The sequence below is a fragment of the Paenibacillus sp. PastF-3 genome, from assembly GCF_029893135.1.
Lineage (GTDB): Bacteria > Bacillota > Bacilli > Paenibacillales > Paenibacillaceae > Paenibacillus_AQ > Paenibacillus_AQ nitricinens.
In genome coordinates, this window is record NZ_JARXWM010000028.1 from 50,601 (window position 1) to 65,133 (window position 14,533).

A 14,533-nucleotide genomic window follows, 5' to 3' on the forward strand; every position below is an offset into this window, starting at 1 on the left:
GGTTCCACTCTGCTTGAACGAATCAAACAGACTGCTGTTGTTACCATCGGCAGAGTTCCTTCGTTCCACTTGGCATCATTAACGGCGATGTACCCGGCGCGATCTAACGAGCCTTTAGGATCGTTCAACCGTGCAGCTCACAGGCGCATGTTCTGCCCCGGACAAATGAATAACTCCCAGCCCGAAAGGGTATCCCTTTCTCGGTTATTCTCTCTGGCAATTGCCTTTATGGACGTACTTCTCCTGATCACAGCTATTATCATATGGTTCTATCTTAGCGTAAAAGCTAAGGGACTGACAAGAGGCTTAATGATAAGTAATACTACCTTAAGCTCCTTTAATTTGTGATTTCAAACGTTCGATGACACGGTTTTGGCCGAGCAAAGCAATCGTTATATTAAGATCACGTCCGTGCGTTTGTCCGGTTAAAGCCACACGTATCGGCATAAAGAGCGCTTTGCCTTTGTGCCCTGTTTCTTTCTGCACTTCCTTGATCAGTACAGCCATATTACTAGCGCTGAAATCCTGACAAGCTTCAACCTTAGCTAGAAAAGCAGACAAAACTTCAGGCACTTGGCTTTCCGCCAGAACCTGCGCCGCTTCTGTTTCTAACTCCAGATGGCTGCGGAAGAATAGTTCAGATAGCTCTACGATATCGGAGGCAGAGGTCATCTGCTCTTGATACAGTGCTACAAGGCTTTCTGCCCATGCCTGCTGCTCATCATTCAGCTCAGCCGGTATTTTTCCCGCTTTTTGCAGATGTGGAATCGCTAATGCCGAGATCCGTTTAGGATCAGCATGCTTAATATAGTGATTATTTAGATGCGCCAGCTTGTGCTTATCGAATACAGCCGGACTTTTGGACAAACGGTCCGCATCAAAAATAGAAATAAGTTCTTCTTTACTGAAGATCTCCTCTTCTCCCTCTGGCGACCAGCCCAGTAGAGAAATGAAGTTAACCAAAGCCTCAGGCAAGTAACCCAATTCATCATATTGCTCAATAAATGTAATTACAGATTGATCCCGCTTGCTAAGTTTCTTATGGTTTTCACCGACAATCAGTGTCATATGACCAAATATTGGGGGTTTCCAACCAAGAGCCTCATAGATCATAAGCTGACGTGGTGTGTTGGAAATATGATCTTCCCCACGTAGTACATGGGTGATAGCCATCAAATAATCATCAACAGCTACCGCAAAGTTATAGGTCGGAATTCCGTCCTTCTTCACGATAACAAAATCACCCATTTCTTTCGTATCAAAAGAAATAGTACCTTTTACGATATCATCGAACGTGTACGTACGATCTTCTGGTACACGGAAGCGAATGCTAGCTACTCGTCCCTCAGCTTCAAACGCAAGGCGTTGTTCTTCCGTCAAATCACGGTGTTTGCCGGAATATCGAGGGGTTTCTCCACGTGCAGTCTGTTCTTCACGTTCTGCTTCCAGTTCTTCCTCTGTGCAGTAGCAGCGGTAAGCCAAACCTTTATCCAGCAAATCCTGCCAATATACACGATATAGGTCAAGACGTTCAGTCTGGCGGTAAGGTCCGTAATCTCCGCCAACATCAACACTCTCATCCCAATCTATGCCTAGCCATTTCAAATACTTAAGCTGGCTCTCTTCGCCGCCTGCGACATTGCGCTTCACGTCTGTATCTTCAATTCTGATGATGAACTTACCGCCTTGATTACGGGCGAACAGATAGTTAAACAGCGCCGTTCTGGCGTTACCTATATGTAAATGTCCCGTAGGGCTCGGTGCATAACGCACCCGGACTTGATCCGTCATTATATTCCCTCCGCTTCATATGGTTAAAACTTAGATTTGCTACTTAGACCGTCTCAAGATGATATCACATCTTGGAGTAGACAGACAATAGATTGTGCGGCAATTCCTTCGCCACGACCGGCAAAACCAAGCTGTTCAGTAGTCGTAGCTTTAACGTTCACCTTGGACGGGTCCGCGTGAAGCGCACGAGCGATAATCTCCGTCATTTGTGGAATGTACGGCGCCATCTTTGGTTTTTGGGCAATAATCGTTGAATCGATATTCCCAAGCTTGTACCCTCGCTCTCTAGCAAGTGCCCACACTTGTTCTAATAATTTCAAGCTATCCGCGTCCTTAAACGCTGGATCTGTGTCCGGAAAATGTCTGCCAATATCACCAAGTCCTAGTGCGCCTAGTATCGCGTCACTTACTGCGTGCAGCAGAACATCAGCATCGGAATGTCCTACTAATCCTTTTTCATAAGGAATCGTAACGCCTCCAATAATACAAGGCCTTCCCTCAACCAGTTGATGTACATCAAATCCTTGTCCTACAGCGATCATGATTGTCCCTCTCCCCTGTTTCTTTCTGTGAATTCTGCAAAATCCAAATCATCTGGCGTCGTAATCTTAATATTTCTGTAGCTTCCCTCTACCACAGAAACCGGAATACCAGCACGCTCTGCCAAGCTGGAATCATCAGTACCTAGAAATCCATCCCGCTCCGCGGCCGCATAGGCATCCAGCAATTCAGAAAGACGAAAAGTCTGCGGGGTTTGAATCGCCCACAGACTTCGCCGATCCGGCGTAGACAGTACTCTACCTTCGTTATCTACCTGTTTGATCGTATCTTTGACGGGTACAGCAAGAACTGAAGCGCCGATCTGCTTCGCTCGCTCATAACATGCCTCAATTTCATTCGGCTGCACAAACGGACGAACACCATCATGTACCATTACCCACTGTGTCGTAAGTTTCAACAATCCTTTATGTACGGAATGCTGACGCTCAGATCCACCAGCCACTATAGCCTTAACCTTGTCCAGCTTATAGAGCTGTATCCATTCCCGGCAACGCTCAATATCTTCCTTACCGGTTACGAGCACGATTTCGGAAATCAAGTCATGCTGCTGAAATACTTCCAGCGTATGAACGATTACTGGTTTACCCTGTAGTAACAGATATTGCTTGCTCTCTACAGTCCCCATTCGCGTTCCTCTGCCTGCCGCCACAATGACGACGCCCACACTGTTTGACATTACTCAGGCTCCTGTCTTTCACGTATATTCCCATCATAACGTGTTTGGCGGGCATTTCCAACCCATAGGACATTTGCCGTGCACTTTATCTACGCCTATTGTGCTTTTTCCAGCAGCTTTGGCTTCGCAAATATCATCCGTCCAGCTGAAGTTTGAAGCACACTCGTGACGAGAACCTCCATCGTGGTTCCGATGTATTCCCGTCCGCCTTCCACAACGATCATTGTTCCATCGTCTAAATAGGCTACCCCTTGTCCATGCTCTTTGCCATCCTTAATGACCTGAACTACGATTTCCTCACCAGGTAACACTACGGGCTTCACGGCATTCGCAAGATCATTAATATTCAGGACTGAGACTCCCTGTAATTCGCAAACCTTATTCAAGTTGAAGTCATTAGTAACTACTTTACCTCGCAGTACCTTCGCTAACTTCACCAGCTTACTATCCACCTCAGAAATTTCTTCAAAATCTCCCTCATAGATTAACACCTTCACATCGAGCTCTTTTTGGATTTTATTGAGTATATCAAGTCCCCGCCGTCCACGATTCCGTTTCAAAAGATCCGAAGAATCTGCGATGTGCTGGAGCTCCTCAAGTACGAATTCCGGTATGACAATCGTTCCTTCAATAAATCCAGTTTTGCAAATATCAGCGATCCGACCATCAATAATAACGCTTGTATCGAGGATTTTATGTTCCTCCAGCCCACGACCTTCCGGCTCAGCCGCTTGCCCCCAGCGTCCAGTTGTCCAAAGTGCAGCTAGTTCCTCTTTTTTCTCCAGACCGATCCGCAGCCCCATATATCCAAAAGCTAACGTAACGGGTACCTGCAGCAACTGCCCAGCTTTTCCAAGCCAAATCATTGCAGGATATAACAGAAGAGATAGCAAAAGCCCCCCTGTAAGCCCAGCTGCACCTGCAGCTAATTCATTCATTGGTATACGCGAACAGTACAGAACCGCCTCCCGCAGTTTTGAACCTCCCCATTCCGCGCATAAAGACCCCGCAAACAAAAAAATAATGGCACCCAGCACCGTAAACAAAATGCTTCCCTCTACAGGTAAACTTTCACTCAGCTTTTCCATCCCCTTAGGGAATCCTCTTTCAAGCGCATGGTATAGCGAAAAACCAGACCAAGCACCACATATTAAAGCAAAAGACAATATCACTTTTTTCCACATAACCTAACGCACCTCCTTTTTATTCATCCTTGAATGATCAATACCTCACCAGTATGTTCCAATTTTCAAGACGATAAACTTGGGATAGCGCTGGAATTGCAAAAAGGCTTTGCCATCCCCTAAGGACGACAAAGCCTCTAGCTATAATTATATTAGTTCAACCTTACTACAAGACCGCTTTAACCGTTCTTCGAGTGATACACTTTATCTTCAGAACGTCTTCTACGACGGTGACGGCGTCTGGCTGTCAATCGATCAATGTTTTGTTTAAAACCATATAACGCGTAAATCCCAAGTAAGACGAAGATTAGCTTAGCAATTTGTTCAGGGAACACAACAGCAACAGCCACCGCAACAACAATGACTACTGGCGCTCCGACAACCACTTTTTTAGGTAATCCAACCTTCTTAAAATTAGGATATTTAACAGTGCTGACCATCAAATATGATAAAAGCAATGTAGCCACGATCATAAATGGAGCGGAAACATCTTTATTAAAAAGAGCTAATGTGGCAAGTACACCACCAGCAGCAGGAATTGGCAATCCGATGAAATAACCAGGAACTCCTGGATGAACATTAAAGCGAGCTAGGCGCAATGCACCAAACACCGGGAAAATTGCAGTTATTGTCCAGGCTAATGCAGAATTTAAATCATGCAGGCTTGAGACGTACATAATAACAGCAGGTGCTACTCCAAAAGAAACGACATCAGACAAAGAGTCCAGTTCCTTACCAAATTCACTCTCACATTTAAGTGCACGAGCAACTCGGCCATCTAATCCGTCTAACAGCATAGCAATAATAACCATGATAGCGGCCATGCTAACTTTACCGTCAAACGCCATCATGATACCAAACATTCCGAGCATCAAGTTACCTATGGTAAAAAGACTCGGAATTGATTTTTGTATCATTTCTTCACCTCAATTTTCTCACATTGGCCTTAAACAGCTCCAATATTACGTGATTGTATGTTATTTACATTTGCCTGTCAATAAGAACTTGCTTCTGTAAACGTTTGAGCCCATCCTGAATATTACGAGCCCGCACCTCCCCAATTCCGTCCACTTCATCCAGTTCAGCTATGCTTGCAGACATCAAATTAGGCAGCATTTCAAACCGCTCCACCAGATTATGAATGATCACATTTGGAAGCCGCGGAATCTTATTAAGCAGGCGATATCCACGCGGAGTAACCACCTCTTCAGAAGAAATTGCCGTAGAAGAGTAGCCCAACAATCGAGCAATATGGTTGTCATCCATTAGGTCATCATCACTAATACGTTTGAGACCGGCAATAATTTCACGAATTTTATCTTCTTGCTCTTCCTTAGCATAGTCTCTGTATAGGAGCCATGCTTCTTCCTCTGTATTTCCAACCAGTTCTTCCATCTGCATGCTGATTAAGCGCCCTTCGTTGCCTAGTTCATTTATATATCGTTTAATCTCCATTTTTATGCGTAAAACCATCTCTACCCGCTGAATCACTCCGACCACTTCGGCCACGGTTACGATTCCCTCATACTCCGAAGCAGACAAATTCGTCAGTCCTTGTGTAAGAACCGCTTTGTACTTTTCGAGGGTCTGAATCGCTTGATTAGCTTTAGCCAAGATAGCTCCGATTTCTTTTAACGCATACCGAATGGAACCTTGATACAGGGTAATGATATTGCGGCGCTGTGAAATAGAAACCACCAGTTTACCTGTTTGCTTCGCTACGCGCTCGGCGGTCCGGTGACGAATGCCTGTCTCGATGGAAGAGATGGACGAATCCGGAATTAGCTGTGTATTTGCATACAAAATGCGTTTCAAATCCTCACTAAGAATAATGGCACCGTCCATTTTGGCAAGCTCATATAAATAATTGGGCGAAAAATCGCAGTTAATGGAGAATCCCCCATCCACTACCTCCATCACCTCAGGACTATATCCAACGACGATTAGTGCTCCCGTCTTAGCGCGCAGCACATTCTCAAGACCTTCCCGAAAGGGTGTCCCCGGTGCTGCCAGTCTGAGCAGATCATTCATATTCTCTAATTGGTTATATTCTTTCATAATCCCTGTGCCCCCTAATCTAACGCGACCGATAGTGCATCTGCTACGGTACTGACGCCAATAATCTGGATATCTTGCGGGTGCTTCCAGCCTTTCAAACTTTTCTCTGGCATGATCACCCGCCGGAAGCCTAGCTTCGCGGCCTCCTTCACACGCATTTCCGCGCGCGAAACACCTCTTACTTCACCTGTAAGTCCTACTTCACCGAAGAAAACATCGTAAGGTTTTGTTGAAATATCACGAAAGCTGGAAGCGATACTAATAGCTACTGCTAAATCAATCGCCGGTTCATCCAGCTTTACTCCTCCAGCTACATTAAGGTAAGCATCCTGATTTTGCAGGAACATACCCATCCGCTTCTCCAGTACAGCGATAATGAGTGCCATCCGCTGGTGATCCATACCTGTGCACATCCGGCGAGGGGAGGGGAAATGAGTGGCAGCGACAAGAGCCTGAAGCTCAACAAGCACCGGTCTAGTCCCTTCCATACTGGCCACAACTGTAGATCCGGCTACGCCGAGTGGACGCTCCGACAAAAAGAGCTCTGATGGATTTTCTACTTCGGTTAGACCCACTTCACCCATTTCGAAAATGCCGATTTCATTCGTTGAACCGAAGCGGTTCTTTACAGCCCGCAGGAGTCTATACGTATGATGCCGCTCTCCCTCAAAATACAGCACACAATCCACCATATGTTCAAGCATCCGTGGGCCTGCAATAGCGCCTTCCTTAGTGACATGCCCAACGAGAACTGTAGCAATTCCCCGAATCTTAGCGATACGCATAAATCTTGTCGTACATTCCCGAACCTGGGTCACACTGCCTGGCGCACTAGTTACTTCTGGCATAAATACAGTCTGAATCGAATCGATAACAAGAAATTGCGGCTGAATTTGTTCAATCGCTTCTTCTATGCTTTCCATATTCGTCTCACATAGTACATATAGCTCAGCTGACAACGCCCCGAGGCGATCCGCACGCAGCTTAGTTTGCCTTACCGATTCTTCGCCCGAAATGTACAGTACTCGCAATCCCTGAGTTGTCAGAGCATGCGACGTCTGTAATAAGAGCGTAGATTTACCGATTCCTGGGTCTCCCCCTACTAGTACCAGCGATCCTGGCACGATCCCCCCACCGAGAACACGGTTAAGCTCACCTATACCTGTCATTATGCGCGGTTCCTTGTCACTTTCTATACTTATGATCGATTGTGCCTTTTCTTTACTATGAAAAATAGGGGCATTCATTCCCTGTGTTTTGACTACGCTTTCTGTTTCCTCCACCATGGAGTTCCAAGCTTGGCACCCGGGACATTTTCCGAACCATTTTGGTGATTCGTATCCACAGTCGGTGCAGAAAAATTTAGTTTTTGGTTTAGCCATTTGTTCTCCTTACGGTTCCGAACTTTTAAATTGCGGATATTTTCTTCTAATGAAAGTTTACCATTTCTGCCCCTTTAACGAAAGGTCATTCGGAATTTGTACTAAATGTATATTTTTAAGTGATAAATTTATATTAAAAAAGCTTCCGCCCCTCTATAAACTGAGGAGCGGAAGCTTTTTTTATTCCATTTTTTTATTCGGATTCTACTTCTTTTTCAAGCAATGGCGCTACAGGAGCATCCACTTTATTCACTACAAGTTCTCCGCCAACTTCATCAATGTTGAGCGAATCACCCTTTTGGATATTTCCTCGGAGCAATTCCTCGGAAAGACGGTCTTCAATATGCTTCTGAATCGCACGACGCAATGGACGTGCACCAAAGGCTGGGTCGTAGCCTTCCTTAGCCAGGAAAGCCTTCGCCGCATCCGTGAGTACGAAATCAACATCATATTCACGCAGTCGCTTGCGCAGCTCATCAGACATCAACGTAACGATTTCAGCAATATGCTTCTCATCAAGGGAGTGGAAGACGATGATTTCGTCAATCCGGTTCAAGAACTCTGGACGGAAGCTCTTCTTCAGCTCTTCCATAACCTTGCCCTTCATATTACCGTATTCTGCTCCAGCATCTTGCACAGCTGTGAATCCAAGTGTCGAATTCTTCTTGATCGCTTGTGCGCCTACGTTAGAAGTCAGAATAATTAATGTATTACGGAAATCGACTACCCGTCCTTTAGAGTCAGTTAATCGACCATCTTCAAGTACTTGCAGCAAAATGTTGAATACTTCTGGGTGCGCTTTTTCAATTTCATCAAGCAGCACTACAGAATAAGGTTTACGGCGTACCTTCTCGGTTAATTGGCCGCCTTCTTCATAGCCAACATATCCAGGAGGAGCTCCGACTAAGCGGGACGTGGAGTGCTTCTCCATGTATTCCGACATATCAATACGGATGACCGCATTCTCATCGCCGAACATGGCTTCAGCCAATGCACGAGCCAACTCAGTTTTACCTACACCTGTAGGACCGAGGAAGATAAAAGAACCCATTGGGCGTTTCGGATCTTTAAGACCCGCACGCGCACGGCGCAGTGCCCGGCTAACTGCCTTAACAGCTTCGTCCTGACCGATCACTCGTTCATGCAGTAAAGCCTCCATGTTAAGTAGACGGTCGGTCTCCTCTTCCTTCAGCTTGCTTACAGGTATACCCGTCCAGCTAGCTACAACCTGTGCAATGTCTTCAGGTGTAACCTCTGAATCCGTGCGACCCTGTTTTTCTTTCCATTGATTCTTTGTCGTATCGAGTTCTTCACGGATTTTTTGCTCTGTATCACGCAAGGCCGCCGCTTTTTCAAACTCTTGACTCTGCACTGCGGAATCCTTCTCCTTGCGGATATCATCCAAGCGCATTTCAAGTTCCTTCAGATTTGGCGGGATGGTGTAAGAATGAAGCCTTACTTTAGATCCTGCTTCATCGATAAGGTCAATCGCTTTATCTGGCAAGAAACGGTCCGGGATGTAACGGTCGGACAACTTCACTGCTTCCACAATAGCTTCATCCGTAATCTTCACACGGTGATGCGCTTCATAACGATCGCGAAGTCCGAAAAGAATTTGGACCGCTTCCTCAGGAGACGGCTGATCCACCGTGATCGGTTGGAAACGTCGCTCGAGTGCTGCATCTTTTTCAATATATTTACGATATTCGTCAAGCGTAGTCGCACCAATGCACTGAAGTTCTCCACGGGCTAACGCCGGTTTCAGAATGTTAGATGCGTCAATGGCTCCTTCCGCGCCACCAGCACCGATTAGCGTATGAAGCTCATCGATAAAGAGCACGATATTACCTGCTTGGCGAATCTCATCCATAATTTTCTTGAGGCGGTCTTCAAACTCACCGCGATATTTTGTTCCAGCCACTACTGAGCCCATGTCGAGCGTCATGACGCGTTTGTCGCGAAGTGTTTCTGGGATTTCATTATTGATAATCTTTTGTGCAAGTCCTTCAGCGATAGCTGTTTTACCAACACCAGGTTCACCGATCAGTACCGGGTTATTCTTAGTCCGGCGACTCAGTACCTGAATAACACGTTCAATTTCCTTACTACGGCCGATAACTGGGTCTAGATTGCCTTCCTTAGCATAAGCGGTCAAATCGCGCGCAAGACCATCTAGGGTCGGTGTGCTGACGTTAGCCGGAGTCCCGCTATGACTAGAGGCAGCCTCGCTGCTTCCCAGAAGCTGAAGCACTTGTTGACGAGCTTTGTTCAAGCTGATGCCGAGGTTATTAAGCACACGAGCCGCGACACCTTCCCCTTCACGGATAAGTCCAAGCAAAATATGCTCAGTGCCAACATACGTATGACCCAATTTGCGGGCTTCGTCCATCGACAGCTCAATCACTTTTTTAGCGCGAGGAGTATAAGCAATGTTCGTAGGCTGTTCTTGACCTCTGCCAATCAATGTCTCCACTTCGTCCTGGATTTTTTCAAGACCTAGCCCTAAAGCTATTAATGCCTTAGCAGCAATGCCGTCTCCTTCACGAATAAGTCCGAGCAAAATATGTTCTGTACCAATATTGTTGTGTCCTAAACGAACAGCTTCTTCCTGCGCCAGCGCTAGCACTTTTTGTGCGCGTTCCGTAAATCTTCCAAACATCATATCTCCTGCACCTCCATGAATAGTAAATATCTATATTAATGTTGTGTTCCCAATGTCTCTCGAAGCAGTTTTGCCCGATACATATCTCGTTCAGTGGCGTTCAGCTCATCGCCGAACATCTTCTGCAGAAATCCTGGCTGTGTCTTAACGTTAAGTTCATTAAGCACTGAAATCGAAAGGCCTTCCAGAATGCCAAGGTCAACTCCAAGTCTCACATCAGACAGGCGTTGAGCAGATTCTTTAAGCTCCATAAGAGCTGCATAACATAAAATTCCGTAAGAACGCTTCACTCGGTCTGTTATTCTCAAGGCGGAATCAACAAGCAACCGTTCACGTGCATTTCGCTCATGCTCTATAATCTGGGTAACTACACTGTGAAGATTCTCTATAATTTCACTTTCCGTTTGACCGAGAGTGATCTGATTAGAAATTTGAAAGATGTTCCCTACTGCTTCGCTACCCTCACCGTAAATTCCTCTTACAGTCAATCCCACTTGGTTCACTGCAGACAATATGCGGTTGATCTGATGAGTCATTACAAGCGCTGGCAGATGCAGCATTACCGAGGCACGAAGCCCAGTACCCACATTGGTGGGACAACTAGTCAAATATCCCCTTTTATCATCAAAAGCGTAATTGACAGCTGCCTCGAATATATCATCAATCGCCGTCGCACGTTCCCATGCTTCTCTGACCTGAAGACCAGGAAACAGACATTGGATTCGCAGATGGTCCTCTTCGTTAATCATGATGCTGACCGACTCATCTTCATTTAATAAAACAGCCGCACTGCGCGAATCATTAGCCAAGTTAGGACTGATTAGATGCTTCTCAACCAGTACCTTTTTGTCCAGTTCATTCACTTCATCAAGCTTTAGGAGTTGAAAAGATCCGAAATCTGCAGCTGCTTCCTCATGAAACACAGGAGCCAGTAGCTCTAATACTTCTTCCGATTGCTCTAAGGAAGCCAGCATTGGGAACGGAAGATGCTCTAGATTACGGGCAATACGCATACGACTGCTAATTACAATCTCGGAGTGACTACCTCCAGAACGCATCCAATCACTAAGCGCTTGTTCAGTAAATCGGAGACTTGACATGTCATATCCCCCCTATATATCAAAGACTTTACTCTTGTGCTATTTCTTTTTCAAGTTTACGAATCTGATCTCGCAGCTCCGCTGCTTTCTCGAATTCCTCTTGTGTAATACTTTGCTGTAATTCCTGCTTGAGTTCATCAATTTGGCGTCTAAATACAATCTGAGCTCCTGCACGTTTCGGAATCTTACCTACATGTGAAGTACTGCCATGCACTCGCTTAAAAAGCGGGTCCAGTGCACTGTTAAAATACTCATAACAGGAGCTACAGCCAAAACGGCCTAATTTGCTAAACTGGGAGTACGTCATCCCACAATTCTCACACTGCAGACTCTGCGTAGTCTTCGTTGCAGCCGACTTCTCCTTGCCGGCACCTTCAAGATCAAGCAGACCTGAGAGCAGACTGTGGATAGAGAATCCTCCAGCCGTTCCGGGAATGAGTTCACCCTTCTCCCGTGCACAGCTCTCGCAGATATGAAACTCTGTCTTCTCTCCATTCACGATCTTAGTGAAGTGGAGTGTTGCCGGCTTGACGCCACATTCCTGGCATTGCATAAGCGAAAGCCCCTCCCTTATGGTTGACAATTATTTGCCTAACAAAGAGATTAACATCGCCTTCATAATCTTGGCACGAATCTCATCCCGGTATGGAATCTTAACCGTTAGGCATTCCCGAGAAACAGCAGCGCGCATAAGGCACGCTTCACGCTTACTTAGAAAACCAGCTTCCTCCAGCTGATAAATCAGCCCTTCAGCAGCGTTCTGATCAATCCCGCCACCTATAGTATGGTTTAAATGGGCATGCAGTGCCACGTTTGGTGGTAATTCAAAACGTTGAATACGAATATATCCCCCGCCACCCCGCTTACTTTCCACCACATAACCTTTTTCCAGAGTAAAGCGTGTACTGATGACATAATTGATCTGTGACGGTACGCATGAGAACTGGTCCGCCAGGTCATTTCGCTGGATTTCCACCGTACCTTCGGGACTTTCATGCAAAATATTCTTCAGATATTGTTCGATAATATCAGAGATATTGCGCATCACTCATCCTCCAGTGCTTGAATCTTTATAATACCGATTGCAACTTGCATTCATAATGACAATGGTCTTTAATTGAACTTAAACATTTGTGGATAATCCCACGCGTTCAAAGGATCGGATCGCTGTCATTAAGCTTCGTTGACTTTGACTTTCTTTGACTTTTTAATATTATAACATATTCTGTGCTAATTCCAAGTGGATTCTCTTATTTTTCACTTTTTTCAGCGAATGTATTCGGAAATAAAGAACTCTCCCAACTTCTTTCGAAGGGGAGAGCCTAATTTTTGTCAAGAATAAACGTCTTCGTTGTCCTTATTAGGACAATAAGCGTTTATGCGAGAAATATAACGATAATGTATAGCGTTGAACTTATGCTTTCTTATATTTTAAAAATGATCAAATAAAGCTGTCTGTGCTTGTGGAATAATTTCTTCAAACCATTCCACTGCTGCTGCGTGGCCAGAGACACTTCCATAACGAGCCATCTCTGTTGGTCGTTTGTATCCAAGCATCAAGGCCGTCAATGTGCCTATATCACAGTTTAAGTCTGCTTCCGCCCGTTCCCCTTCCACTCGTGTCAAAGTAGCCGATCCCTCATTAGAGATGTTCCATGCCCACAATCCATCATTCCAAGGTGCATACTTATCTTCGATATATATAAGCTGCTTCTTTTGACTACTGTTTCCTCTGAAGGCGTATGTTTCAATGAATGACTTGACATTAACAATCCGCCCCATAAAATAAGGATAATTCTCTTGTTCTATACGTGGATCTGGCAGCAAGAAAGGTAACATGTCATCCGAAGGCACCAGCTTTAAGGATGCACCGGTCACCATCGAATCATGGTTCGCAAGAAATGTCCACAGCCCCTGCCGAGCTTGTTCATTCAAAAAAACAAATTCATCAATGACCAGTTCTCTGTTCTCTATCTTATACAGCACATATCCCTCTGGTTCACCACTCTTGGAGTAAAATACTGCACTCTTTCCTTCATCTTCTAGAACAGAGTTCTCCCACCAGTCCAAATCGCGCTTAAGTGTCCCGTTATAACTGACAGCGAATCGATTGTATAGGCTATCCAATACTTCGATATCTTTGATGTCCCGTTTAACCTTGCCCTCAACTTCAACCTTTTTGGGAAACTTCGCTACTGGAATAGAGTATTTCTTATATTCACAATAAACCTCCCAGCCAAATTTACGATAAAACGGAATCAGGAACGGGTGTAGAAAAGAGAGCGTTTGACCTGCCTCATTCATCGTATGCAGCGCATGAGACAAAAGATTTGCCACATGCCCTTGTCTGCGGTTCTCTGGCCATGTAGCTACTCCTGCTATACCACCCATAGGTACCACTCTGCCCTGTATGTAGACTTGGAGAGGAATAATCGTCAATTTAGCTTCCAATGTTCCATCCTCAAAAGCACCCCATACCTGTTCAGCCTTGAATCTTTCCTTTGCACTTGCCCTTTTTTCACTAGGAAGCTTGTACTGAAAAGCATATTCTGACAAGTTCATGCTCGCATCAAATTCTTCTGAACGTAACTGTCTTATTACCACAAACTCACCTCATCCTTTATAAAATTACTTTTAGGATAAGTATAACAAGAGCGTCAATTGTGCGCTAATCTATTGCATTATTTATAACTTTATTTTCAGTTATCCACAGCTCTATGCAGGTTTAAAAATAGTCTTGAAATCTTGTCCTATCCAAGTTAAAATAGTTATCCACTTATCAATAGCTCTATCCACATAATTCTCGCTATATCCACAGCAACCCGTGTATTACTTAGGTTTTTTGTTGACAGATCCATATAAATATGTATTTAATCCACACTATTTAGGGATTATTTTTCTCTCAATCATCTATCCACATGTGCGTAACTTTTCTGCAAATTCAAAAGTTTATCCACAAGTTTTCCACAGTCTACAATAAACGCAAAAAAGCCACTGTCGATTACTCAACAGTGGTCTAATTGTGCTTGGCAACGTCCTACTCTCCCAGGACCCTTCGGTCCAAGTACCATCGGCGCTGGAGGGCTTAACGGTCGTGTTCGGGATGGGTACGCGTGGAA

Annotated in this window: 12 protein-coding genes and 1 rRNA gene; all 13 read right to left on the reverse strand. The window is 45.1% G+C overall.

Translation table 11 applies throughout. The annotated features are described in order from the left end of the window. Positions 1-327 precede the first annotated feature (327 nt). A complete protein-coding gene (gene gltX / locus M2444_RS31655; protein ID WP_280788974.1) occupies positions 328-1,791 on the reverse strand; it encodes a glutamate--tRNA ligase in 1,464 nt (487 codons plus the stop codon). A 53-nt stretch (positions 1,792-1,844) separates the two neighbouring features. After that, positions 1,845-2,333, reverse strand: coding sequence for a 2-C-methyl-D-erythritol 2,4-cyclodiphosphate synthase (ispF, locus tag M2444_RS31660; RefSeq protein WP_094877209.1), 489 nt, complete (start codon positions 2,331-2,333; stop codon positions 1,845-1,847). Then, positions 2,330-3,028, reverse strand: a complete 699-nt coding sequence (ispD, locus tag M2444_RS31665) for a 2-C-methyl-D-erythritol 4-phosphate cytidylyltransferase (protein WP_094877210.1) — start codon at positions 3,026-3,028, stop codon at positions 2,330-2,332. The genes ispF and ispD overlap by 4 nt, the downstream gene beginning before the upstream one ends. A gap of 95 nt (positions 3,029-3,123) precedes the next feature. Continuing rightward, a complete protein-coding gene (locus M2444_RS31670) occupies positions 3,124-4,212 on the reverse strand; it encodes a PIN/TRAM domain-containing protein (RefSeq protein WP_042131244.1) in 1,089 nt (362 codons plus the stop codon). 179 nt (positions 4,213-4,391) lie between these two features. Next, a complete protein-coding gene (gene pssA, locus M2444_RS31675; RefSeq protein WP_280788975.1) occupies positions 4,392-5,129 on the reverse strand; it encodes a CDP-diacylglycerol--serine O-phosphatidyltransferase in 738 nt (245 codons plus the stop codon). Between the two features lie 64 nt (positions 5,130-5,193). Further along, a complete protein-coding gene (gene disA / locus M2444_RS31680; RefSeq protein WP_042131246.1) occupies positions 5,194-6,270 on the reverse strand; it encodes a DNA integrity scanning diadenylate cyclase DisA in 1,077 nt (358 codons plus the stop codon). A gap of 14 nt (positions 6,271-6,284) precedes the next feature. Continuing rightward, positions 6,285-7,652 carry a DNA repair protein RadA gene (gene radA, locus M2444_RS31685; protein ID WP_280788976.1) on the reverse strand — a complete coding sequence of 456 codons (1,368 nt, stop codon included), beginning with the start codon at positions 7,650-7,652 and terminating at the stop codon, positions 6,285-6,287. Positions 7,653-7,845: 193 nt separating this feature from the next. Further along, positions 7,846-10,314 (reverse strand): ATP-dependent protease ATP-binding subunit ClpC, encoded by a 2,469-nt coding sequence (clpC, locus tag M2444_RS31690; RefSeq protein WP_042131248.1) that lies wholly within the window; start codon positions 10,312-10,314, stop codon positions 7,846-7,848. A gap of 35 nt (positions 10,315-10,349) precedes the next feature. Next, complete coding sequence (gene mcsB, locus M2444_RS31695; protein WP_042131249.1) at positions 10,350-11,414, reverse strand: protein-arginine kinase McsB; 1,065 nt, start codon at positions 11,412-11,414, stop codon at positions 10,350-10,352. 28 nt (positions 11,415-11,442) lie between these two features. Beyond that, positions 11,443-11,967: a protein-arginine kinase activator protein McsA gene (gene mcsA / locus M2444_RS31700; protein WP_042192214.1), complete on the reverse strand. Its 525-nt coding sequence runs from the start codon at positions 11,965-11,967 to the stop codon at positions 11,443-11,445. Positions 11,968-11,997: 30 nt separating this feature from the next. Continuing rightward, positions 11,998-12,459 carry a CtsR family transcriptional regulator gene (locus M2444_RS31705; RefSeq protein ID WP_042131251.1) on the reverse strand — a complete coding sequence of 154 codons (462 nt, stop codon included), beginning with the start codon at positions 12,457-12,459 and terminating at the stop codon, positions 11,998-12,000. A gap of 386 nt (positions 12,460-12,845) precedes the next feature. Next, positions 12,846-14,018, reverse strand: coding sequence for a GNAT family N-acetyltransferase (locus M2444_RS31710; RefSeq protein WP_094871858.1), 1,173 nt, complete (start codon positions 14,016-14,018; stop codon positions 12,846-12,848). A 420-nt stretch (positions 14,019-14,438) separates the two neighbouring features. Continuing rightward, positions 14,439-14,533: ribosomal RNA gene (gene rrf, locus M2444_RS31715) — 5S ribosomal RNA — on the reverse strand; the annotation flags it as partial.